The following is a 22,932-nucleotide window of genomic DNA, read 5'->3' on the forward strand; positions in this document are numbered from 1 at the left end:
AGTGACGCTCACCATCGCACTCATAAATATAGCAGTCACAAATACTGGATGCTTATAACGTCTTAACATTCTAATCCCTCAAATAAACTATGACCGTATCAAGGTAAACAAGGTTAGACCGTATGTTAATCACAGAATTGGGTTATTTTGCCTTGCTCGCCGCCTTTATGTTGGCGATTTTGCAGGTAGTATTACCGACCATCGGTATTATGCGCGACCACGTTGCATGGCAGCGTCTAGCGCCAAGTTTGGCATGGGCACAGTTTGCCGCAATGATTACCTCATTTGCCGCGCTGATGGCAGGCTTTTATTACAATGACTTTAGCCTCGTCTATGTCACTCAGCATTCCAATACTCTGTTGCCTTGGTACTATAAGTTATCAGCAACGTGGGGCGGACACGAGGGTTCATTGCTGCTTTGGATGACCATTATGGCCACTTGGTGTGCGCTGGTCTCTTATTTCAGCCGTGGTCTACCATTGTCTATGCGTGCGCGAGTATTGGTGATATTAGCTGGCGTGCAGATGATGATGCTAGCGATGCTTATCTTTACCTCATCGCCGTTTGACCGTACATTGCCTAATTTACCTGTTGATGGTGCGGATCTAAATCCTGTACTACAAGATTTTGGTTTGATTATTCATCCACCGATGCTTTATATGGGCTATGTGGGCTTAGTCGTGCCATTTGCTTTTTGTATGGCTGCATTGTGGGAAGGTCGTTTAGATGCGGTATGGACACGCTGGTCGCGTCCATGGGCGCTAGCTGCTTGGGGCTTTTTGACCGTGGGTATCGCACTAGGCTCATGGTGGGCTTATTATGAGCTTGGCTGGGGTGGTTGGTGGTTCTGGGATCCAGTAGAGAATGCATCACTGATGCCATGGTTGGCAGGTACGGCATTGCTACATTCGCTTGCTGTTACCGAAAAGCGCGGTGTGTTCAAAGCATGGACTATTATGCTAGCGATTTTTGCCTTTGCACTCAGCTTGCTGGGCACATTCCTTGTGCGCTCAGGCGTTATTACCTCTGTGCATTCGTTTGCCGCTGATCCAACTCGTGGTCTTGTCATCTTGGTGATTCTTGGTGTGATTATCGGTGGTGGCCTGTTGATGTTTGCTGTACGCGGCTGGCGCTTGACGGTCGAAAGTCAGTATCAGTTAATTTCACGTGAGTCGTTCTTAGTTATTAATAACGTCATTCTTTTGATTTCGACGTTGGTCGTATTGCTCGGCACGCTATATCCTATTATTGCTGATTCCTTCAATTTAGGACAAGTCTCTGTCGGCCCTCCGTATTTTAATGCGCTATTTGTCCCATTAACTTGGTTGATATTAGTTGCGATGGGTATGGGCTCTAATATTCGCTGGAAAAAAGACAGCCGTCCGCTATTGGGCGCCGGCATGGTGATTGCGGCAAGTAGTGTTGTATTGGCAGCAGTTATCACGTATTTCACTAGCCCGTCTGCGATGCTCAACATTGGCGTCACGTTGGCAGTCAGTTTTTGGGTGCTGTTCTGGATGGTGGTGGATTTCAAAGATAAAACCAAAAATGCCCCGAGTTTCTTTAAGGGATTACGTCAATTACGTCTGAGCTATTGGGGTCAACAGACCGCTCACGTTGGTGTGATTGTGGCGGTTATTGGTATTGCCTTTACCAGCACGTTGAGTATCGAGCGGGATGTCGCGCTTGGACCAAATGACAGCGTTCATGTCCAAGGCTATGACTTTACCGTTAAAGGCTTTAGTGAAGTAAAAGGCAGTAACTTTGATGCGACACAAGCTGAAGTTGAGATTACCAAAGACGGTCAGGCGGTGACGACACTGTACCCTGATAAACGTAATTACATCATCAGCATGATGCCAATGACAGAAGCGGCTATTGATGCGAGTCTAATGCGTGATGTCTACGTGGCACTTGGTGAACCTATCGCAGAAGATAGTAATGAATGGGCCTTCCGTATCTACGTCAAACCGCTTATCCGTTGGATATGGCTTGGTGCTTTAATCATGGCCTTTGGTGCGCTGCTCAGCATGTTAGATCAGCGTTATCGTATTAAGAAAACCAAAACGCCTGCGCAAATTGCGGCAAACAAATCAGGCTTTACGACAGTGGCCGATTTGGATTCGCCAGTAATAAAGATGGGGGATAAGTAATGAGTACATCAAATCATTCTTCTGACCCAAGTCCGAAAAAAGACAAGGCAAGCAACACAAAAACCATGAACAAAAAACAGTTTAAGTTATGGTTTGTTATTCCGTTAATTGTATTCCTTGGTTTTGTCGTCATGTTATATATGCGTTTGGGTAAACCAACGGATATCGTTACCAATACGGCACTTGAGCGCCCAGTACCAACATTTGAGCTGCCACTGTTATCAGACACTAGCCGCATCATGACCAATGAGAATTTGCCTGATAAGCCCTTTCTAATGAATATTTGGGGCTCTTGGTGTCCAACCTGTATCATTGAACACCCGTTTTTAATGCAATTAGAAGAGCGCGGTGTCAATCTGGTCGGTGTCAATTATAAAGACGATATTGGCGATGCGTTAGGGTACTTAAACCGAGGTGGTGATCCGTTCTCGATGTCCATTCAGGATCTGTCTGGTCAGTTTGCATTAGACTTGGGTTTGACGGGTGCGCCTGAGACTTTCATCGTCGATGGTGAGGGTATTATTCGTCAGCATATTATCGGTGAGATCAATGAAAGCAATTGGCAAAGTCGTATCACGCCTTGCTTGATGGTACTCAATGAAGCCAATGATAAAAACATCAGTCCAGAGCTGAGTCAGGTTCAGGAGGCGTGTCAATGATCGCTTACCAAGTAAAGAAGGTGACGCTACAGTTAGCAGGCTTTATCATTGCTTGTCTCTTAAGTATGAGCAGTTATGCTGCAATTGAGGTCTATGACTTCGATTCTCCGCAGCAAGAAGCTCAGTATCGTGGTCTCATTGAAGAGTTTCGTTGCCCCAAATGTCAAAACCAGAATCTTGCAGGTTCTGATGCACCGATTGCTCAGGATTTGAAGCAAAAAACCTATGATTTGATAAAAGACGGTCGTAGTGATGGTGAAATTCGCGCTTATATGCAGGAACGTTATGGCGACTTTATTAGTTATAAGCCGCCCGTACGTCCATCAACGTGGATTTTATGGTTTTTTCCGCCATTATTGCTCATCATTTTGGTCGCAGGCTGGTTCTGGCAAAGCAAACGGCGCCAGCTTGTGGCTAGCGGAGAGAGTGGGGTGACAGTAAATAATACTGCTACGGCGCTATCTGCTGCCGAAAAAGCTGAACTTGATCGCTTGTTATCACGTGCTGATAGCGATGATAAGAAAGATCATGACATCACAAGTCTCGAGGACAAAAAATGACCATATTCTCTACTGTGGGCTTATTTATTGCTCTAAGCTTACTTACAGCCTTAATACTTGCTGTGATTACTATCATACCGTGGTTAAGATCGCCTCGTTCACAAGAAAAACAAGTAGACAATCAGCTATTAGATATCAACGTTGCGGTGTTCCGCGAGCGTTTAGCAGAATTAAAAACCGATAAAGATAGTGGCACTATTGACGACAGTCACTATGAGAATCAAAAGCTTGAGCTTGAGCGTCAGCTGTTAGATGCTCAGCGTGAAGTCACACCGATGGTCACACCTGGCGTTAAGAGCCGCCTGATTATTATCGTTTGGGTACCTGTATTGTCGGCTCTGGCGTATGTTATGGTCGGTGATCGTACCCCTGTGTTTGAGCTGTGGGCAGCCGAAGACAAAGTCAGCCAAGTTGCTGATGATTTACTGACTGGTAAGATTGATCAGCCACCATCTTGGGCGATCGAAGATGGTCAGCAGCTCATTAGTGCTATGCAGACCAATGTCTATCGTCATGCCGATGATCCTAATCGTTGGATGCGCCTATCGGAGCTTTTCTTATCATTAGAAGCGACCGATTCGGCACTAGAGGCATTGTCACGTGCTTACCGCTTAACGCCCGACAACGAAGAAATCGCGACTACCTACGCACAGATTAGCTTTTTTGCTAATAAAGGCCAGTTAGATTCTAATACTCGCCGAGTGTTAGAGGGCGTATTGGCTAAAAATCCTGCGCATGAAGGCGCGCAAATGCTCATGGCAATGGGTGAGGCACGCAGTAGTAATTTTGACCAAGCACAAGGCTGGATTAGACGTCTACGCGAGAGTATTTCTGCCAAGCCTGGCGACCATACCCAAGCGCTATCGAGTTTGGATGAGTTAAGTGCCAGTGTGAGTGCTCAGAAGCAGCAAGCATCTGAAGGCGTCGAAGTCACCGTGAAAGTGAATGCAAGTCTATTGCCGTTGGTTAAGGCTGACGATGTACTGTTTGTGGCGATACGTGATGTGAAAGGTGGTCCACCATTTGCAGCCAAGCGGTTACCAATTAGCGTCATTAAACAAGGTGAAGCCAATATTAGCCTAAGTGATTTGGATGCTATGATGCCTGAACGTACTTTGAAGTCTGCTCGAGACGAGAAGGTTCAGTTAGCAGTCATCGCACGCATCAGTCATAGCGGTACTGCTAGTGCTGAGTCAGGTGACTTGTCAGGCAATCCAGTCGTGATTGGCCCTGAACAAACTGAGGTCAACGTAGACATCAATCAGCAAATCCCTTAGCTGACTATCTGTTGCTGTCAGCCCCTATGACACAAGCGCTGTTGTCCAACACAGCAGCGCGCAACAGCGTTATATGAACAGGTAAGTCATCGCAACTTATCACCCCAAATAATTAAAATACTTGAGCTTTGCAGGGCCACGAGGTAAGGTAGCCTTGCAAACAACCAATCCCAACGTTGTATTAGTCCCAAAATCCTATTTATTAAGGAGAAACGTGTAATGATGCGTATTATTTTGCTAGGTCCACCAGGCGCCGGTAAAGGTACCCAAGCCCAGTTCATTTCGAAAGAATATGATATCCCGCAAATCTCAACTGGCGATATGCTGCGTGCAGCAATCAAAGAGGGTAGCGAACTTGGCAAAAAAGCCAAAGACATCATGAATGCGGGTGGCTTGGTTTCTGATGACCTTATCATTAACCTAGTGAAAGAACGTATCGCTAAGCCTGATTGTGTCAACGGTTGTATCTTTGATGGTTTCCCACGTACGATTCCACAAGCTCAAGCGCTTGCAGATGCTGACGTTGCGATCAACCATGTGGTTGAAATCAGCGTTCCTGATGATGAAATCGTCAACCGTCTGTCTGGTCGCCGCCAGCATCCAGGCTCAGGTCGCGTTTATCACGTCCATCACAATCCACCTAAGCAAGACGGTCTTGATGATGTGACTGGCGAAGCGTTAATCCAGCGCGAAGATGATAAAGAATCTACGATTCGTGATCGCCTAGCGACTTATCATGAGCAGACATCTGCACTTGTTGGTTTTTATCAAGACAAAGCCAGCAAAGGTGCTGATGCGCCTAAGTATGATAAGTTCGATGGTACTCAAGGTATCGATGACGTTAAGCAGCAGATTTTGTCTGCGCTAAAAGGCTAATTATCAATTTTAGCTAATTGATATAGTCATTAAAGACCCTGTTTAATAGCAGGGTTTTTTTATGGCTAATGATCTTGTATCTGATGGTTTTATATCTCACGAATCTATTTTTCGTAATGGCCTGTTCATTTAGAATTAAAAAGCACCCACAAAAAAACCGCTCACTCATCATAAGTAAACGGCCTTTTTATCAAAATATGTGACTGATAAAGCTCGCATATTTCTGATTAAAGCTTAGGCATTACCTTCAGCACCAACTTGTGCTTGCTGCTGGCTTTGTGCGTAAGCTTGATCAAAGTTTACTGGTGCTAGCAATAACTGCGGGAAACTACCACGTGTCACGATGTCACTGATGACTTCACGAGCGTATGGGAATAGCACATTAGGGCAGTATGCACCCAGGATTTGACCGATTTGGTCTTCTGGAATATCTTTTAATAAGAAAATACCCGCTTGATGAACTTCAGCGATAAAAGCTGCTTCATCAGCATTTTTAGCCGTAACGCTCACAGTCAAGATGATTTGATAATGATCATCATCAAGTTTTTCAGCATTGCTAGATAGGTTGATATCAAGCTCTGGGTTCCACTCTTTGGTGAATACACCAGCGCCTGGCACTTCAAGTGACATGTCTTTTACATAGATGCGTTCTAGTGCCAATTGCGGTTGTGCTTGTTCGTCAGCCATGGTAATTCCTCTAAAATTGAATCAAATAATTGGGAAAATGGTCATTTTAATCAAAGTTCATTGTAATATAAATCGAGACTGAATCTCGACATTTTTATCAATACTTTTTATTGCTAGTCTTGAACCTACCTCTTTCTCTCTATCTTTGTATAAGTAGAGGTGGGTTCAAAAACAGACAGCAGATTAACCCGCTAATAGCTCGTCAAGTTTGCCTTGTTGGTTCATCTGATTGAGCTCATCGAAACCACCGACAAAGGTATCACCAACGAAGATTTGTGGCACAGTGCGATAGTTATTGGTTTTTTTCATCAGTGCTTGGCGCTCTTCGCTACTCATGTCATGCATGCCAATTTCTTCATATGCAACGCCTTTTGTTTTTAGCAGTTGCTTGGCGTTTGAGCAGTATGGGCAGATAGGGGTCGTGTAGACTTTCACAGATACGGTCATGATGAATCCTTATTTATTTAGAAGGTAAACGTTTTATTGTAATCCGATACCAGTACATAAATTGATATTAAAAATATATTTGGTGATGCTCATTATTAAAGTGGGGATGAGCATATCAAATTCAAGATGCTGGCGCATAAAAGCGCTGAGGGTAGCATAAATGCCACAAACAAAAAAACACCTATCGATAAGGTGTCTTTTTTTAAGCGTATCAATCAGATATCAATTGATGCCCACTGAGCATTTTTCTAAATAGTCATAAGATTTGCTATTTATGCAAACTCGGCTTGGCTTTGCCTTTGTTCTTTGGCTTGACATCTTTTACACCAACCAACGGCATGCCAGCACCTTGCCAACCACCAACACCACCTTCTAAGCGGTAGACGTCATCTTTACCGATCATCTGAATCGCAGCGCCTGCTTGCACACCCATATCACAGATAATAATGACGGGTTGCTCAATGGCACGAATTTCTTCTATGCGGTCTTTGAGATCAGTGAAAGGTATGTTGCGGCTGCCTTGGATATAACCTGACTCAAACTTCTTTTTGGCACGAATATCGATCAGCTGCGCATTTTGCGAGTTAACCATCATACCAAGGGTATTAGGCGATATTTTTCTGCCGCTACGTTTGTTTTCAATAGCAAAAAACAGCACGGCAAGTACGGCCAATATACCAAATAAAAACGGGTGGTTGCCCACAAAATCCAGCGCACGATCCAAACCATACCTCCAAAAAATAAGTGTTCTGTTAAGCCGAGAAGCCAGCCCAACGATATTGAACAAGGCGCTATTATACCGATTAGACCATCCATAGTAAACGTGTGATGGTCAACCTAGTGATGAACGATTAGTAAGGCCGCGATTAATAAGGTTTAGTATCGGCCTCTTCTCTAAGGGTCACGAGGTTTTCGACACGGCGCTGCAATACTTCACCATCAGCCACGGCTTGCCATAATGCGCAGCCTTTGCTGTTGTGAGTGTGACGACAGTCACGGAACTGACAGTAGCCTGCTAGTGGTGCAAGCTCAACGAAGCCCGAGATGATGTCATCTGGACTCAAATGCCAAATACCGTATTCACGGATACCGGGCGTGTCAACGATGCCACCTTGGGTTAAGTCATCTGGATTAAACGGTAATAAGCGGCTGGTGGTGGTGGTATGTTGACCGAGCTTCGAGTTTTCAGAGATGATGTTTACCACTTGACCAGATTCTGGCAGTAGCGCATTGATTAAACTGCTTTTACCAACACCAGACTGTCCGGCAAAGATAACCAGTTTTTTATCTATGTAGCGTTTTAGCTCGTCCAGTCCTTCTTGCTCATCACTATCAGCGACGTTTTCAGGGCAGTCGACTGAGGTTAAGACGCTCTCATAACCAAGTGCTGCATATTGTGCCAATAGCTCATTGGTATCGACACCGTTCTCTTGCGCCAGTAAATCGGCTTTGTTCAGCACCAATAATGGCTTTACGTCAGCAAGATGACAAACCACTAGGTAGCGATCAATCAGTGTGGGTGCAGCAGCAGGCAGAGGTGCGAAGACAATGGCCAAAATATCGACGTTGGCAGCGACAGGTTTAAGCTTATGATAGCGGTCAGGTCGAGAGACTAGCGAGGTGCGTGGTTTGACGGACTCGATACGTCCAAAGCCTGTATTGGAGTCGGCATTCCAGCGTACTTGGTCACCAGCCGCTAGCATCGGCAAATTGGTACGCACATGGCAGCGCCAGATATCACCCAACTCAAGCGTTTGCCAAAACGGCTCAGGATCATCAGGCCCAATCTCTGGCTGCTCAGGTATCACAGCAGGCAAACTGGTGACTTGTACTTCTAGTTGCTTACCGTAATGCGCCATGACCACGCCATCCATCAAACTGTCATCGATGCTGTCTTGACTTAACAATTGCTGCTTGTCGATGCGACGAATCTGCTGTTTGGTCAGTTTGCGTTGCCGGATTAATGCCATGGGTTTGAACCTATTAAAAAAATATTGCTAAGTGTAGCGTGAAAATTTGCTAACATACAGCCTAAAGCGCCTATACCAGACGGTGGTTTTGTAATGTTTTAAGTTTTTGAGGCGTTATGAATCCGTCAGCGCAACATAATATCATTTGAGCATGACCATTTATATGTGGTTTATTTAGTTCAAATTGCCCCAAAGTTGTTCCAAGCTTGATTGACCATAGGACAAAATATGAGTACCGATGACCATCCCAATAAAATCAAAATCAGAAACCAAGGCAAAAAAGGGCTGGTATGGATTGACCTAGAAATGACAGGTCTTGATACCGTCAATGACGAGATTATCGAGATTGCCACTGTCGTCACTGACGAAGATTTGAATGTATTGGCAGAAGGCCCTGTGTTTGCCATTAAGGTATCTGATCAAGTCTTAAATAAGATGGATGACTGGAATACCAAGCAACATGGTCAGTCAGGATTGGTCGACCGTGTGCGTCGCAGTACGGTGACATTGGCAGAAGCTGAAGCTGAGACCATTAAGTTTTTAAATAAATGGGTCGATAGTGGCAAGTCGCCAATGTGTGGCAACTCAATCTGTCAAGACCGTCGCTTTATGGCACGCCAAATGCCAGAGCTTGAGCGCTTCTTCCACTATCGCAATCTAGATGTGTCGTCTATCAAAGAGCTTTGTTTCCGCTGGCGTCCTGATATCTTAAGAAACTTTGAAAAAGGCGGCAGTCATTTAGCCCTAGATGATATACGTGACTCTATCCGTGAGCTAAAGCACTATCGTCAGCATTTCTTTAAGTTAATTCCTTAAAGCGGAAAGTGCTCTAGATACAAGCGAGCAGTTGCGAAATAGTAAAAAGGGTCTGTTGATAGTTCAACAGACCCTTTTTGTTTTCAAAATATATTCAAAAATCACATCAAACGAGTGCTTTAAACTCAAATAATCCAAACTCAGTATCATTATTACTAAAGCTGTCATTTGTATATTCGGTGCTTGTCACTGCACCAATAACGGCACTGACTTTCGGCTGGCGTGTTTCTTTATCTAGTAGTCGCCAATCACCTAAGACATAACGCATTTTATCATTGGCAGTTTGATGAATATCTGGACGATGAGTGTGCCCGTGTAATAAGGCATCACTATCAGCCATCACTGTACTGACTGCGTCTGCATTGACATCCATGATATGGGTGGCTTTATTAGCGTTATTTCTTTGACTTTTTTGCCGCATGTTATCTGCAATCGCCAAGCGCTTTTCTAATGATTTATTTAGCAAATACCATTGAGTCAATCGGTTGCGCATTATCTTGCGAAAGAACTGATATTTTTTATCATCGGTACAAAGCGCATCGCCATGCTCTAATCGGTATTTTTGCTGTCCGACAGGTAAGGTGTATGGCTCATAAATGAGCTCACCACCGAATAAATTACAGAATGGTTGATCTAATAGAAAATCACGATTGCCATGCATCACCAAAATCTCACAGCCAGCCACTCGCAGTGCTTTTAACTTTACGATAAGCGGGGTGAGCCAATGGGTTTGGCGTTCATCCTCTGACAACGATAGATAAACATCATCACCCAGCCATACTTCGAACCAATCACCCAAGATGAATAGACGCTTGAGAGCAGGCAAGGCAAGGCAATCATCAAGCAGTGCCAAAAAAGCCTGCACTAAGGCAGGCTCTTCAGGCGATAAATGCAAATCGCTAATCAAAACTTGCCGCACCTCATGAGGGCGGGTCGTGATTAAATGATTAAAAGTTTGCATTTATCTTTATCCTCGTGACTTAGCAGAATGCTTTCTTAAAAAGTTATTCTAATAAGTGCTTATTGAGTAAATATGACTACTTAGACTGCTAATGAGAAACAATTACTGAGTAATGATGGTCGCTGAGTTGATAACGACTGGCTCTTTTGGTACATCAGCATGCATACCGAAACGACCTGTTGGTACGCCGCGCATTTTTTCGATGACATCCATACCGCTTGTGACTTTACCAAATACAGTATAGCCCCAACCTTGCATATTTTTGCCAGTGTGGTTTAGGAAATCGTTGTCTTTTACGTTTACGAAGAACTGGCTGGTTGCTGAATGCGGATCTTGCGTACGTGCCATCGCAATCGTACCTTTGTCATTCTTTAGACCATTATCTGCTTCGTTTTCAACGGGAGCATTGGTTGGTTTTTCATTCATTTCAGCGTCCATTCCGCCGCCTTGAATCATGAAACCATCAATGATGCGATGAAAAATCGTACCGTCATATTGACCAGATTTTACATAGTTCAAAAAGTTTTCTACGGTTTTTGGTGCTTTTTCTTCATTGAGTTCGATAACGATCGCACCCATACTGGTGTCAAGTTCTACTACTGGTGGCATGTCTACCATGTGATATTCCTCTTTGATTGCAGCGCCTTAAATGATGCTGTCAAGTGGTGGGTAAAAAGCTGGTTAATAAAAAGTCATGGGTAGTCTAACGGCTTTTTTAGTCTGTGTCATGTATCAGGCTGTTAATGCGTTCGCAAAAGCTGATAGAATAACGCAACTTTAACTTTTTATTATCATTTTTGATAACCTGTTTTTAATAGTTTGGTTTGAATTTTCCATGATGTGTGATGGCATGCATCATGAACTGACAATTTGCGTTAGGAGCAATACCCGATGAGTGAGAACTCAAGCAATAATGCACAAAAAGACGAACACAAAAACGACTTTATTCGTAATATTATTCGTGACGATATCAAAGCGCAAAAACAGCAACAGATTGTGACGCGTTTTCCGCCTGAGCCAAACGGTTACCTACATTTGGGTCATGTAAAATCTATCTGTTTAAACTTTGGCGTGGCTAAAGAATTCGACGGTGTGTGTAACCTGCGTTTTGATGACACCAACCCAACGGCAGAAAAGCAAGACTTCATCGACAATATCGAAAACGATGTGAAATGGCTAGGATTTGAGTGGTCAGGTGAAGCGCACCATGCATCAGGCTACTTTGACCAGTTGCATGCATGGGCAGTACAGTTGATTGAACAAGGTGATGCGTATGTTGACTTACAATCGCCTGAACAGATGAAAGAGAACCGTGGCTCATTCAATGAGGCAGGCACGCCGTCTCCGCAGCGTGATGCCAGTGTTGAAGAAAACCTAGCGCTCTTTAATGATATGAAAGAGGGCAAGTATACTGAAGGTAAAGCCGTGTTGCGCGCCAAGATTGATATGGCAAGCCCAAACATGAACATGCGTGACCCTGTCATCTACCGTGTCATGCATCAAGCGCATCATCAAACAGGGGATAAATGGTGCATCTATCCTATGTATGATTTTGCCCATCCGCTCTCTGATGCGCTCGAAGGGATTACTCACTCACTATGTACGCTAGAGTTTGAAGACCATCGCCCGTTCTATGATTGGGTCATCGAAAAAGTTGGCTTTGCCACGCCGCCGCGCCAGTACGAGTTTAGCCGCTTGAATGTGGACCATACGTTGACCAGTAAACGCAAACTTAAGCAGTTGGTTGATGAAAACATCGTTAGTGGCTGGGATGATCCACGTATGCCAACCGTCGCTGGTATGCGTCGCCGTGGTTATACGCCAGAGGGTTTACGTGACTTCTGTGAACGTGTGGGCGTGACGAAAGTAGATAGCGTGGTTGATTTTCGCTTATTAGAGTTTAGTATTCGTCAGTCGTTAGAGACGACGACTGCCCGTGGTATGGCAGTACTCAAGCCATTAAAAGTGACCATCACTAACTTTGCAGAAGCGGTTAGCAGCTGGGACTCTCTAAAAGCGGATAGCGTCAACGCGCGTTTTGATGATGCCGCACAAACCTTATGGTTGACTCAGCCGAACCATCCCAATGTCGATATGGGCGAACGTGAAATCCCATTCACTGAGACGATATATATCGATCAAGGCGATTACGAGATTGAACCGCCAGCAGGCTATAAGCGCTTGTCACCAGAAAAGCCAGAAATTCGTCTGCGTAATACCTATGTATTGGCAGTGACTGAGCATATTACGGATGAAGCGGGCAATGTGGTTGAGCTAAAAGCCACCATTGATCCGACTACGTTGGGTCAAAATCCTGAAGGCCGTAAGGTCAAGGGTGTCATCCACTGGGTATCGGCCAGTCAAGGTGTTCCAGCAACCGTGCGTATGTATGAGCAGCTATTTAGTGTTGAAGACCCAAGCAGCGTTGCTGATGTCCATCAAGCATTGAATACCAACTCGTTGACTGAACTTAATGCCGTGGTTGAACCATCACTTGCCAATGCTGACGCTGGCACGCGTTTTCAGTTTGAGCGTGAAGGTTACTTTATCTCTGATAGCGAAGACCACAGCACGGATAAACCAGTCTTTAACCAAATCGTTAGCTTGCGTGATAGCTATAAACCTGCTTAATGCATAACGAGCGATGCAAAATGTGTTCGTTTTGAGACAATACTGAACAATAGTAGTTTGCAAGCCTGCCCATTTCTAGTACGCTAGGGATGGGCTTTTTTGTGCATCTGTAAAGTTGAGTATCGTAATATTTAAGGAAATGAGAATGGCAAAGTTTTTGAACAGTAGTGGTACGACTTATCATTTAGAAGAGTTGATTAAAAATGCCTCTGATAGGCTGATTATTATTAGTCCGTATTTAAAGCTTAATGAGCGCATTAAAGAATTATTAGAAGACCGTAATCGTCTCAAAATTGATATCAGAATCGTTTATGGTAAAAATGACCTACACCCTGAAGAAATAAATTGGCTCAAAAACTTAACCTTTATTCGTACCAGTTTTTGCAAAAATCTGCATGCTAAATGCTATCTGAATGAAAATGAGTGCATTATTACCAGTCTGAACCTTTATGAGTTTAGCCAAGTCAATAATAATGAAATGGGCGTGCTGATTTATCGTAATGAAGACAGTAAGCTTTATGCTGATACTTATGAAGAAGCCCAACGCATCATCCGAATCAGTGATGAAGTGAGAATGTCGCTTGAAAAAGTGACTGAAATTGAATCTGGAACCGATGCTAGCACTGATAAAAAATCCGCGTCTAGTCATGCTGCGGTAAGTGCTAATAATGCTAATACAACGGCAAAATCTACCACAGAAGCGGCGACACCGAATTATTCTAGATTGACGACTGCCAAGCTTGCTAAAGAACTGGGGTTTAAAACTCAGGCGTTAAATGATAAGTTGTTGGCAGCAGGTTATTTAGAAGCGCAAGATGGCGAGCTAGTATTGACTGATGCTGGACGAGCAGCTGGTGGCACTAGTAAAAAGGGCAAGTTTGGTGAGTTTTGCTTATGGGATGCAGGGATGGTCATCTAGTTGACCCTCTAGAAATGTATGGGTTTATTTATTGCCAAATAGAATAACCGTATTACAATCCGTCACAAGACATTCATAACCAGTTTGTTAAGATAAAGTCAGTTTTTACTGAGGCGCTCTGTGTTATATTTGATCACGGAGCACGTCGATGATAATAATAGAGCGCGAGGCCGACGTGTCGATATAAGCGTTCATCAACATAGCTAAGGAATAGAGCATGGCACATTTACGTTTAGGTGATACCGCACCGAATTTTGATGCAGCAACCACAGAGGGTGATATCAATTTCCACGAGTGGGCAGGCGATCATTGGGTGGTGTTTTTTTCGCACCCAGCTGATTTTACCCCAGTATGTACCACTGAGCTTGGTCGCGCCGCTGCCCTTAATGGCGAGTTCCAAAAGCGCAATGTCAAGCCGATTTGTATCTCTGTCGATAGCTTAGAAGACCACAAAGCATGGGCGAGTGATATCGGTGAGACCCAAGGGACAGAGATGAATTTCCCAATCATCGCTGACCCAAATAAAGAAGTCGCTGAATTGTATGACATGATGCATCCAAATGCCGATAGCACTCACACTGTACGTAGCGTATTTATTATTGACCCAAGCAAAAAAATTCGCCTAACACTGACGTATCCAGCCAGCTGTGGCCGTAACTTTGATGAAATCATCCGCGTCATTGATGCGATGCAGTTGTCAGATGAGTACAATATCGCGACGCCAGTAGATTGGAAAGACGGTGATGATGTGATTATTCCACCAAGCGTGAAAAACGAAGACATTGCTGCCAAATACCCTAAAGGCTATACAGAAGTTAAGCCGTATCTACGCACCACACCTGCACCAAATAAGTAAGTTGAACGAACTTGCCCTATAGTGATAAATATTAAGCCCTGTAACGTAACGTTATGGGGCTTTTTGCTGTTCGTGTAACAACCAGCGTTAGGTTTTACTATAGTTAAAGAATTCTAAAATGGCTACAAGGCAGCCGATTTCAGATTGTACAAGTAGGACATCTAGGGACGATAACGCCGTAGCGGTTTAGCAGTTCGCTGACTATATGATGGCAAAAGAACCATATATTATGTCTAGGTAATATCGTCTTTGAATGATATATTTTTAATGAGCGTTACCTACTATAAAAACCAACAGCCTTCATTCACTTTTCAATCCATATTTTAAGGAGTTTGCCATGAAAAAACTATACGTCACCCGTACTGCACCGAATCCACGTAAAGCACTTATTTTATTAGCATCAAAAGGTATTGATGTTGATGACATGGACGATATTGATGTCATTGATATTGATTTTGCTGCTAATGAGCAGAGTTCAGATGAGTTCACTGCAATGAACCCGATGCGTACTGTGCCAGTGCTCAAGTTGGGTGATGGTACCGTACTCAATGATTCACAGGCCGTTTGCGAATATCTCGACCGTGTCTATGGTGAGCGCTCTGTGATGGGTAACGATGTCATACAACGTGCACAAGTTTGTTCTATGCGCCGCATTGCAGAGTTTGAGGTGTTATATAACTTCATGTTAGCGTTTCAGCACAGTAATCCCGCTAAAGCCCAACGTGTTGAGCAAGTGCCAGAGTTTGTCGCACCCTCTATCGCACGAGGGGTCAAAACACTCGCGTATTTTGAAAACATACTAGAAGGCCGTGAGTATTTGGTCGGTGAGCAATTGAGTTTTGCAGATATCGTGCTCTATTTAGGTTTAGATTTTGGTAAAGTGCTCAAAGTTGATCCCAATGAGCAAGGTGAAAATCTTGCCCGTTTTTATCACATGATGAATGAGCGTTTTAGTATCAAAAACATGGCAAAAGCCAAACCTACTCACGAAGAAGACTGAAGCAAACACTAAGAATTAAAAATCATTTATAATCAGCGGTCTTAGGTAGTTGATAGTAATGTCAATTGCCTAAGACTATTTCTATGGATGTATGACAAGTAAGAATAACCCGTAAAATAGTAGTTATACCAAACCCAAGAAGTACGATTAGCTGCGTCAAACTCGTTTAGTCTACAATGCGTAGTACTTGCACTTGTTTTCCTTGCTACTCTAATTTTTGTGGATGGTATTACTATGACTACATAAAATTAAACACTTTGTTACAACCGCCATAGTCATCAGCGCTATAGTGGTGAAATCATTACGCTTTTTGTATTAGATACGGTTCGCTATCTGACCCTAAAATTCGTAATTTAGCCTCAAAGAGTTGATGGTTTAAAGCATAGTTCTGCAAAAAGGATAATCGCGATGCATGTGAATGGCCAAAAGGTATGATTGTTATGACATCGTTTGTTAGAAAACAGCCTGTTCGTTTGGGGTCGCTACCTCGTTCGGTATTGCTACTAAGTATGCTAGCCACCAGTTTGGCATTAAGTGCTTGCCATGGACCTTCTGACGAAAATGAAGGGCCAAATGATACGGATGTAGCGGCTAGTGAAGTCACTAATAACGGTGCGGTTAATCAAGATGCTAGTAATACCGATGCGATGGATAAAGAGTTGATAGCCGATAAGATGAGTGTTGAAGATGTAATGATTAGCAATCTTTCACGCTATCGTTGGACACTGATATCTGCAACGGACAGTCATGATCAGCCATTAGATATGTTAATGCAAATCACAGACCAAGTGCGACTGTCACTCAACCAGTATCAGGGTCAGAATACCTTAAACTATAGTGTTGGTTGTAACACCATAAGTGCGACTTATCAGTTACAGGGTTCTGCTTTAACCGTTGAAGATAGCATGAGCACTAAAATGTCCTGTGGCGATCTTAATAAGGCTGAAGACAACTTAAGTACGCTGATGCAAGGTGATAGCGAACTGGTATTGGCGATAGCTAACAATGCTAGCGTTGACAGTCTCAAAAGTGATATACCAATATTGACACAGACTATCAGTGATGCCGCTACTTTAGTTTGGCAAGGAAAGCTGACCCCACAAGCCAGATATAGTAGTAAGGGCGAGGCTGTATTTTGGGCAGTAAGTGCAGACATGGTAGCGTGTGCTGATAATAACCCACAGATGTGTTTACGAGTGAAGCCCGTTACTTATAACAGTCAGGGCATTAAAATAAATGAAGGTAAATGGCGCGTATTTATTGGTGAAATCGATGGTTATCAGCATGATGGCCAGCATGAAGAGGTGTTACGTCTACAGCGCTATCGATTAGACGGCAGCGATACGGCAGAGGATGATACTTCCAACACATCAGATGAAGAATATGCTTATGTATTGGATGCAGTCATTGAAAGTTCAGTAGTAGAATAGATTCGTTCATTATCGTTATGAATATATTGGGTTAATGATTCAAAAAACACGCGTCCATGTTAAGCGTGTTTTTTTATGGTTTTTTATATTTAACGTAAATTACCTAAATCTTCTTCCGTTAAGCGCCAACGGCCTTTCTTTTTAGAAGCACCGCGTCCACGCATAGCGCTATTCAATATCAGTTTGTTCATTGAATGGCTTGAGTGTGCGTGACAGATGGCGCAGGCGAGTCCATCGGCAGCATCTTGCTGTGGTACTACATCTAGAGACAATATACGGCAAACCATCTCTTGAACTTGCTCTTTTGCCGCTGCACCATAGCCGCAGACGGCTTGCTTGATTTGGCGGGCAGTATATTCTGACACTTCTAGGTCCAGTGCTACCATGGCAGCAATCGCTGCACCTCGCGCCTGACCAAGCTTAAGCGCAGAGTCTGGATTTTCAGCCATAAACACCTGCTCAATAGCCGTATAGATAGGCTCGTCTGCATATTTTAAATGATGTTGGGTGATCCGTGTCAGACCATTAAAGATACGCTTAAGTCGTTCAGGCATCTCTTTGGTATCCGTACGAATAGTACCTGCATCGATATAAGTCAGTTTGTCGCCGGTTTGTTGAACAATTCCATAACCCGTCATGCGTGAGCCTGGATCAATCCCGATAATAATGGCCATAATATCCCGTCTTGCTTACATTTTATTTTATATTCAATCCTATATAAATCGGATAGGGAGTCAGACTCGCTCAGCCTACTCTCGTAGCACTTTTACTTACCGTCCTTGTATCCAAATTATATTGTACCGACTATATGGCTTAAAAATTAGCCGTAAGTTTGATAGTATAGCAATCAATCCCCATATACATCATATGTTAGCCATCTTAATTTGCATGGCGCTCAATTTATTGGTTTTTATTTTATAGGACGACACTTTATGGGTCAGATAGTTGGTATTGCCATCGTTTGGTTTATTATCGAGATGCTGCTTTGGTATTTGCTTGCTCAGTTTATGAGTGGTTGGTGGGTGTTTATGTGGTTTATCATTGCCGCCGTCATCGGTATCTCACTGTTGCGTAAAGGAATGGCAGCACTGAATCCAATGGCACAGCAGATGAAAGCTGGTGGGATGACGAATCCGTCGATGCGTCCGCAAGAGTCGACCATGATTAAAAGTGTCGCGATGGCAGCAGCGGGTGTCTTACTGCTCATACCAGGGGTGCTCAGTGATTTGCTCGCATTATTGGTCGTATTGCCACCAGTACAGAAGAAGCTTAAAGACTTTGCCAATAACTATGTCATGAACAATCAGCAAAAAATGATGGAAATGATGGCGAAGCAGATGGGTGGTCAAATGGGCGGCGGTCAAAATCCGTTTGGCGGCATGGGTGGTCAAAACCCATTCGGCGGAGCAGGCGGCACGAATGGCCAAAATCCATTTGGTCAGCAACAACAAAACCCGTTCGGCGATGTGTTCAAACAGCACACGACTGTGGACGGTACAGCAAAAAATATTCCTAAAGATGTGAAAAAAATCACAAAATCAGCCAATGATGAATAGTGTATCGTCTATAGACTAGGAATACAGAAAAAGTCATAAAAAAAGCCCCTTTCGTCGATGACAAAAGGGGCTTTCTGTTGGTTGTAACCGTACTATCGTAAACTTATTTGTTATGAATAAAACGGTCAATAACCGAATGAAACAACCGAAGTGCCGCTGTAAGATGGTGACCCATGAACCGTGAAGTTCAGGGCGGATGCGTCATCATCTCTGCAGGTTTCCTGATACACCGCAAGCGGTGCAGGCATACACAATGAGATGATAGGTACCACATCCTGGTAAAGCATTATCGGCTCAGGGAATAAACATCTACTAGCCAACACTTCAGAATATAATTATCTTAACCAATGAATTGAACGATTGCAAGTACGATTTACAGATTGATACGTAGGGTTGATGATTACAAGATTCATGTCGAGTTTTAACCCTTTTTCCAATGATGCAAGAGCATACTAGGCGCTTAATTACTAGTTAAAAATAGCGATTTTTCAGCTATTTTGAGATGTGTGTTAATATAGAGGGCTTTAAACATCCTAGTACAGCATCATAGGCGTTCATTCACTTGAGGAGCGGTAATTCATGACCCATAATCACCAACAATCAGAATTTATCAACGATAGTCAGGCTCAACTCAATAATAAAAAAGACAGCGATAACAATAAAAAAATACCGCATGTCTTAATGATATTAGATGGTTTTGGGCATCGTGAAGACGATAAGGACAATGCAATTGCTGCTGCCGATATGCCAAATCTTGATAAGATTTATCAGCAGTATTCACACGGATTGATATCTGCTTCAGGAGAAGACGTTGGTTTGCCAGACGGTCAATTTGGTAACTCAGAAGTTGGGCATATGAACTTGGGTGCTGGCCGTGTTCTTTATCAAGACTCAACTCGTATTTCAAGTGAAGTGAGTAATCGTGAGTTTTATAAAAACGAAGCACTAGTAAATGCCGTAAAAGCGGCAAACGAGCTTGGTGGCAACGTGCATATTATGGGGCTGTTGTCGGACGGTGGCGTGCATTCGCACCAAGATCATATCGAGGCGATGTGCCATTCAGCACTTGTCCATGGCGCCAAAAATGTCTTTGTGCATTGCTTTTTAGATGGCCGTGATACACCGCCAAAGTCTGCCGATAAATACATCAATCGTTTACGTACACATATCGGCAAGCTCAATGAGCACTATGAAGGTGGTCGAGTACAGATTGCGAGTATTATCGGACGTTATTATGCGATGGATCGTGACAATCGTTGGGATCGCGTACAAAAGGCCTATGAGCTTATCACTGAAGGTAAGGCTGATCGCTTGTCGACCCGAGCTGACGGTGCTGTACAAGCCGCTTATAAAGCACGTGAGACAGATGAGTTCGTTAGTCCTACTACCGTAATCGGACGTGATGAAGTGCCATACACGGTTGATGACAATGATGCTTTAATTTTTATGAACTTCCGTTCTGACCGTGCCCGTGAACTTGCACAAGCATTTGTACTACCGGATCATGAGTTTTCTGGATTTGCACGTAATAAACAACCTAGATTGGCAGCTTTTGTGATGCTGACCAAGTATTCAGACGTTTTAGCAGATAACTCAAAGACTAGCATCGCGTATTATCCAACGTCATTGACGAATACACTTGGTGAATATCTGCAAGATCAAGGTAAGACACAGCTACGTATCGCAGAAACCGAAAAATATGCTCACGTGACATTTTTCTTTAGTGGTGGCCGTGAGGATGAGTACAACGGTGAGACACGTATTTTAGTGCCTTCTCCAAATGTTGCCACTTATGATTTGCAGCCTGAAATGAGTGCGCCTGAAGTGACAGATAAGTTGGTAGAAGCGATTGAATCTGGTAAATATGACGTGCTGGTCGTGAACTATGCCAATGGGGATATGGTTGGACACACAGGTATCTTTAATGCTGCTGTACAAGCGGTAGAGGCGTTGGACGTATGTGTGGGTCGTGTTGCGACTGCAGTGCGAGCAGCTGGAGGTGATATGTTAATCACGGCCGATCATGGTAACTGTGAGCAGATGCAGGACTATGACAGCGGTCAAGTACATACTCAACATACTACTGAACTGGTACCTTTTATTTATGTTGGTGACAAAAAGTTAAAAGTGCGTCATGGTGGTAAGCTGAGCGATATCGCACCGACTATTTTGGCACTGATGAATATCGAAGCACCAATTGAGATGACGGGTGAAAGCTTATTATTACCAGTATCGTAATTGATAATTAAAAGATTTTAGCCTTCGTATTCTGATAGCAGATTATCGTTGTTAGACACTAAAGTCTTTGGACACTATAAAAGGAAAGATATCTATTATCTTTCCTTTTTTTGATACATTTTGCCTAAGTTATTTGCAATACTATTCTAGTCTTAAACATACGCTTGATGTTATGTTATGAGGCATATTTGATAAATATATCTATAATAATAACGTTGTACATTCTATTATTTAAACGAGTTCTCTTATGCATCCTACCTATTCTGTGCGATCGTCTGTCTCTAAGCGATTGGGTAAACCAACGCTGAAGCTACCTGCCACACCAACTTTTTTTAAGCCTGTATTCATGATAGGTTTACTGGGATTGAGTACTTTTAGTGTATACGCACAGGCAGCAATATTGCCTGAGAACGATGCACGTAACCCTACAGCCAACCTACAGCTGATCAGTTTAAATGATGACGAGATAGCGGCCAAAAACGACACTAATAATTTATCAGATATTGCTGATATGCTTGAAGCTGCAGACGATGCTGATGACTCAATAGATAGTGTGCCAGATGAAAGTGCTTTAACTGACGATACGGAAGATATCGATACCAGTATTCCTTCTGACGTTGCACAAGTATCACTGAATGCCATTTCTCCAGAGACGCTTAAGACGTTCGTCGCAGTAGTGGATTTAGTGCGCCGTGAATATGTAGATACGGTGAATGATGAAGAGCTATTTAGCAATGCGATGAGTGGTATGCTGACCAAGCTTGACAGTCATGCTGAGTTTTTAGATGCTGAGGCTTACGAGAATCTACGTGCTTTTACAGAAGGTGATGTGGGCGACGTTGGTATCAAAGTCACTTATCAACCTGTGGCTGGCTACTGGGTAGTTACAGACGTCGATGATGACTCACCTGCTGATAAAAAAGACATCGCTGTTGGTGACTATTTGCATCAAATTGGCGATCTCAAACTGGATGCTAATAAAGAAAGTAATGATATCAAGCAACTCCTAACAGGGATTGCGGGTACGCAAGTGGATATCGTAACCTCGAGAGCTGGACGCCGCAAACATACCACTACTTTACAGCGTAATAATAGTCACCCTCAAGTCGTTGAAGCAAAGCTCATCAATGGTATTGCCGTTATTAAGTTGCCTGCCTTTCAAAATAATAGTCGTGAAAAAATGTTGGAAAGCTTGATTGATTTAGAGGCACCTGTATCTGGTATTTTGTTAGACATGCGTGACAATCCAGGTGGTGTATTAACGTCAGCGGTGAGCGTTGCCAGTTTATTCATGACTGATACTGATGTGGTACAAGTGAAAGCTCGTCAAAGTGACACACGGACTCTATCGACTCAAGGTGCCGCATTATTTGAATCACTGCCAGTTGTTGTTTTACAAAATAGATATTCGGCATCAGCAGCAGAGGTATTGTCTAGTAGTCTACAAGCACAAAAGCGAGCCACTATTGCTGGTGAGGTCAGCTATGGTAAGGGGTCGGTACAGTCAGTCATCCCGCTCAATGATGAGCAAGCCGTTAAATTGACAGTTGCTAACTATATGACAGCATCTGGCAAAAAGATAGATGGTATCGGTGTAAAGCCTGATGTCACATTGTCAGGCAATGAGGGCACATGGGAGCAGCAGGCACTCGATATACTACAATCACAAAAGTTAGGTTCAGGTATTCGTTTTATCCGAAAGCCTACTGAAAATAACAAAGCGCTATAGGCCGAAGGCAGTTGGCTAAGCGCTACTCATTATAGGTAGGCTATAGAGTCAAATCATCACTATAGTCAATCCTCTATAAAAGAGTGACAGCGTTAACCTCGCTTGAAGTATTACATATACATCTGCACTCGGTTGCCTTGAATCTCTTTTGAACTGAATCAGCTATA

21 protein-coding genes and 1 other RNA gene are annotated in these 22,932 nt (G+C 43.4%); 14 read left to right on the plus strand and 8 right to left on the minus strand.

What is annotated here, in order from left to right:
• The first annotated feature begins 122 nt into the window (after nt 1–122).
• From I6E84_RS06310 to adk, 5 genes are all read left to right on the plus strand, one after another.
• Nucleotides 123–2,153, plus strand: a complete 2,031-nt coding sequence (locus tag I6E84_RS06310) for a heme lyase CcmF/NrfE family subunit (protein ID WP_197216868.1) — start codon at nt 123–125, stop codon at nt 2,151–2,153.
• The gene (locus tag I6E84_RS06315) at nt 2,153–2,812 is read left to right on the plus strand and encodes a DsbE family thiol:disulfide interchange protein (RefSeq protein ID WP_197216870.1); all 660 of its coding nucleotides are present in this window, start codon (nt 2,153–2,155) and stop codon (nt 2,810–2,812) included. The genes I6E84_RS06310 and I6E84_RS06315 overlap by 1 nt, the downstream gene beginning before the upstream one ends.
• 65 nt (nt 2,813–2,877) lie before the next feature.
• The gene (locus tag I6E84_RS06320) at nt 2,878–3,372 is read left to right on the plus strand and encodes a cytochrome c-type biogenesis protein (protein WP_245905654.1); all 495 of its coding nucleotides are present in this window, start codon (nt 2,878–2,880) and stop codon (nt 3,370–3,372) included.
• Nucleotides 3,369–4,649 (plus strand): c-type cytochrome biogenesis protein CcmI, encoded by a 1,281-nt coding sequence (gene ccmI / locus I6E84_RS06325; protein WP_197216874.1) that lies wholly within the window; start codon nt 3,369–3,371, stop codon nt 4,647–4,649. Before I6E84_RS06320 ends, ccmI begins: the two co-directional genes overlap by 4 nt.
• 219 nt (nt 4,650–4,868) lie before the next feature.
• On the plus strand, nt 4,869–5,525 hold the full coding sequence (gene adk, locus I6E84_RS06330) for an adenylate kinase (RefSeq protein WP_110922605.1): 657 nt from the start codon (nt 4,869–4,871) through the stop codon (nt 5,523–5,525).
• A gap of 234 nt (nt 5,526–5,759) precedes the next feature.
• Here adk and secB read toward each other — a convergent pair whose 3' ends face one another.
• The 4 genes from secB to rsgA form a co-directional block, all read right to left on the minus strand.
• Nucleotides 5,760–6,212 (minus strand): protein-export chaperone SecB, encoded by a 453-nt coding sequence (gene secB, locus I6E84_RS06335; protein WP_110922606.1) that lies wholly within the window; start codon nt 6,210–6,212, stop codon nt 5,760–5,762.
• Nucleotides 6,213–6,395: 183 nt separating this feature from the next.
• Nucleotides 6,396–6,659: a glutaredoxin 3 gene (gene grxC, locus I6E84_RS06340; RefSeq protein WP_197216876.1), complete on the minus strand. Its 264-nt coding sequence runs from the start codon at nt 6,657–6,659 to the stop codon at nt 6,396–6,398.
• A gap of 268 nt (nt 6,660–6,927) precedes the next feature.
• Nucleotides 6,928–7,383 (minus strand): rhodanese-like domain-containing protein, encoded by a 456-nt coding sequence (locus tag I6E84_RS06345; protein WP_110922608.1) that lies wholly within the window; start codon nt 7,381–7,383, stop codon nt 6,928–6,930.
• Between the two features lie 142 nt (nt 7,384–7,525).
• Nucleotides 7,526–8,629 (minus strand): ribosome small subunit-dependent GTPase A, encoded by a 1,104-nt coding sequence (gene rsgA / locus I6E84_RS06350; RefSeq protein ID WP_110922609.1) that lies wholly within the window; start codon nt 8,627–8,629, stop codon nt 7,526–7,528.
• Between the two features lie 228 nt (nt 8,630–8,857).
• Here rsgA and orn point away from each other — a divergent pair, with 228 nt between their 5' ends.
• Entirely contained in the window at nt 8,858–9,445 is a 588-nt protein-coding gene (orn, locus tag I6E84_RS06355) for an oligoribonuclease (protein ID WP_197099964.1), read from the plus strand.
• A 106-nt stretch (nt 9,446–9,551) separates the two neighbouring features.
• Here orn and I6E84_RS06360 read toward each other — a convergent pair whose 3' ends face one another.
• Nucleotides 9,552–10,406, minus strand: a complete 855-nt coding sequence (locus I6E84_RS06360; protein WP_197216878.1) for a UDP-2,3-diacylglucosamine diphosphatase — start codon at nt 10,404–10,406, stop codon at nt 9,552–9,554.
• 102 nt (nt 10,407–10,508) lie between these two features.
• Complete coding sequence (locus tag I6E84_RS06365; RefSeq protein ID WP_194197192.1) at nt 10,509–11,024, minus strand: peptidylprolyl isomerase; 516 nt, start codon at nt 11,022–11,024, stop codon at nt 10,509–10,511.
• A gap of 273 nt (nt 11,025–11,297) precedes the next feature.
• Here I6E84_RS06365 and I6E84_RS06370 point away from each other — a divergent pair, with 273 nt between their 5' ends.
• The 5 genes from I6E84_RS06370 to I6E84_RS06390 all read left to right on the plus strand — a co-directional run bounded on the left by I6E84_RS06370 (nt 11,298) and on the right by I6E84_RS06390 (nt 17,242).
• Complete coding sequence (locus I6E84_RS06370) at nt 11,298–13,037, plus strand: glutamine--tRNA ligase/YqeY domain fusion protein (protein WP_197216880.1); 1,740 nt, start codon at nt 11,298–11,300, stop codon at nt 13,035–13,037.
• A gap of 145 nt (nt 13,038–13,182) precedes the next feature.
• Nucleotides 13,183–13,956, plus strand: a complete 774-nt coding sequence (locus I6E84_RS06375; protein WP_197216882.1) for a phospholipase D family protein — start codon at nt 13,183–13,185, stop codon at nt 13,954–13,956.
• Between the two features lie 217 nt (nt 13,957–14,173).
• Nucleotides 14,174–14,812: a peroxiredoxin gene (locus I6E84_RS06380; RefSeq protein ID WP_197216884.1), complete on the plus strand. Its 639-nt coding sequence runs from the start codon at nt 14,174–14,176 to the stop codon at nt 14,810–14,812.
• A 337-nt stretch (nt 14,813–15,149) separates the two neighbouring features.
• Nucleotides 15,150–15,812, plus strand: coding sequence for a glutathione S-transferase family protein (locus tag I6E84_RS06385; RefSeq protein ID WP_197216886.1), 663 nt, complete (start codon nt 15,150–15,152; stop codon nt 15,810–15,812).
• Between the two features lie 440 nt (nt 15,813–16,252).
• A complete protein-coding gene (locus I6E84_RS06390) occupies nt 16,253–17,242 on the plus strand; it encodes an META domain-containing protein (protein ID WP_197216888.1) in 990 nt (329 codons plus the stop codon).
• 89 nt (nt 17,243–17,331) lie between these two features.
• Here the strand turns inward: I6E84_RS06390 and ruvC are convergent, their stop codons facing one another.
• On the minus strand, nt 17,332–17,916 hold the full coding sequence (gene ruvC / locus I6E84_RS06395; protein ID WP_045446965.1) for a crossover junction endodeoxyribonuclease RuvC: 585 nt from the start codon (nt 17,914–17,916) through the stop codon (nt 17,332–17,334).
• A gap of 258 nt (nt 17,917–18,174) precedes the next feature.
• On the opposite strand from ruvC, the gene I6E84_RS06400 reads away from it, so the two are divergent.
• Complete coding sequence (locus tag I6E84_RS06400) at nt 18,175–18,798, plus strand: FxsA family protein (protein ID WP_197099972.1); 624 nt, start codon at nt 18,175–18,177, stop codon at nt 18,796–18,798.
• 138 nt (nt 18,799–18,936) lie between these two features.
• On the opposite strand, the gene ssrS is transcribed toward I6E84_RS06400, so the two are convergent.
• Nucleotides 18,937–19,132, minus strand: a non-coding RNA gene (gene ssrS, locus I6E84_RS06405) — 6S RNA.
• 245 nt (nt 19,133–19,377) lie between these two features.
• On the opposite strand from ssrS, the gene gpmI reads away from it, so the two are divergent.
• The gene (gene gpmI, locus I6E84_RS06410; RefSeq protein WP_197216889.1) at nt 19,378–21,036 is read left to right on the plus strand and encodes a 2,3-bisphosphoglycerate-independent phosphoglycerate mutase; all 1,659 of its coding nucleotides are present in this window, start codon (nt 19,378–19,380) and stop codon (nt 21,034–21,036) included.
• 247 nt (nt 21,037–21,283) lie between these two features.
• Entirely contained in the window at nt 21,284–22,765 is a 1,482-nt protein-coding gene (locus I6E84_RS06415; RefSeq protein ID WP_197216890.1) for a S41 family peptidase, read from the plus strand.
• Nucleotides 22,766–22,932: the final 167 nt, after the last annotated feature.

Origin of the sequence: Psychrobacter sp. SCQQ22 (genome assembly GCF_015864605.1) — a bacterium.
Lineage (GTDB): Bacteria > Pseudomonadota > Gammaproteobacteria > Pseudomonadales > Moraxellaceae > Psychrobacter > Psychrobacter fozii.

Excerpts from the sequence above, each read along its gene's own strand:
- orn (WP_197099964.1), top strand. The coding sequence starts at position 8,858 with ATGAGTACCGATGACCATCCCAATAAAATCAAAATCAGAAACCAAGGC.
- rsgA (WP_110922609.1), bottom strand. The coding sequence starts at position 8,629 with ATGGCATTAATCCGGCAACGCAAACTGACCAAACAGCAGATTCGTCGC.
- I6E84_RS06385 (WP_197216886.1), top strand. The coding sequence starts at position 15,150 with ATGAAAAAACTATACGTCACCCGTACTGCACCGAATCCACGTAAAGCA.
- I6E84_RS06320 (WP_245905654.1), top strand. The coding sequence starts at position 2,878 with ATGAGCAGTTATGCTGCAATTGAGGTCTATGACTTCGATTCTCCGCAG.
- I6E84_RS06365 (WP_194197192.1), bottom strand. The coding sequence starts at position 11,024 with ATGGTAGACATGCCACCAGTAGTAGAACTTGACACCAGTATGGGTGCG.
- grxC (WP_197216876.1), bottom strand. The coding sequence starts at position 6,659 with ATGACCGTATCTGTGAAAGTCTACACGACCCCTATCTGCCCATACTGC.
- I6E84_RS06415 (WP_197216890.1), top strand. The coding sequence starts at position 21,284 with ATGCATCCTACCTATTCTGTGCGATCGTCTGTCTCTAAGCGATTGGGT.
- ccmI (WP_197216874.1), top strand. The coding sequence starts at position 3,369 with ATGACCATATTCTCTACTGTGGGCTTATTTATTGCTCTAAGCTTACTT.
- I6E84_RS06400 (WP_197099972.1), top strand. The coding sequence starts at position 18,175 with ATGGGTCAGATAGTTGGTATTGCCATCGTTTGGTTTATTATCGAGATG.
- I6E84_RS06380 (WP_197216884.1), top strand. The coding sequence starts at position 14,174 with ATGGCACATTTACGTTTAGGTGATACCGCACCGAATTTTGATGCAGCA.
- adk (WP_110922605.1), top strand. The coding sequence starts at position 4,869 with ATGATGCGTATTATTTTGCTAGGTCCACCAGGCGCCGGTAAAGGTACC.
- gpmI (WP_197216889.1), top strand. The coding sequence starts at position 19,378 with ATGACCCATAATCACCAACAATCAGAATTTATCAACGATAGTCAGGCT.
- I6E84_RS06315 (WP_197216870.1), top strand. The coding sequence starts at position 2,153 with ATGAGTACATCAAATCATTCTTCTGACCCAAGTCCGAAAAAAGACAAG.
- I6E84_RS06375 (WP_197216882.1), top strand. The coding sequence starts at position 13,183 with ATGGCAAAGTTTTTGAACAGTAGTGGTACGACTTATCATTTAGAAGAG.
- ruvC (WP_045446965.1), bottom strand. The coding sequence starts at position 17,916 with ATGGCCATTATTATCGGGATTGATCCAGGCTCACGCATGACGGGTTAT.
- I6E84_RS06370 (WP_197216880.1), top strand. The coding sequence starts at position 11,298 with ATGAGTGAGAACTCAAGCAATAATGCACAAAAAGACGAACACAAAAAC.
- I6E84_RS06310 (WP_197216868.1), top strand. The coding sequence starts at position 123 with ATGTTAATCACAGAATTGGGTTATTTTGCCTTGCTCGCCGCCTTTATG.
- secB (WP_110922606.1), bottom strand. The coding sequence starts at position 6,212 with ATGGCTGACGAACAAGCACAACCGCAATTGGCACTAGAACGCATCTAT.
- I6E84_RS06360 (WP_197216878.1), bottom strand. The coding sequence starts at position 10,406 with ATGCAAACTTTTAATCATTTAATCACGACCCGCCCTCATGAGGTGCGG.
- I6E84_RS06390 (WP_197216888.1), top strand. The coding sequence starts at position 16,253 with ATGACATCGTTTGTTAGAAAACAGCCTGTTCGTTTGGGGTCGCTACCT.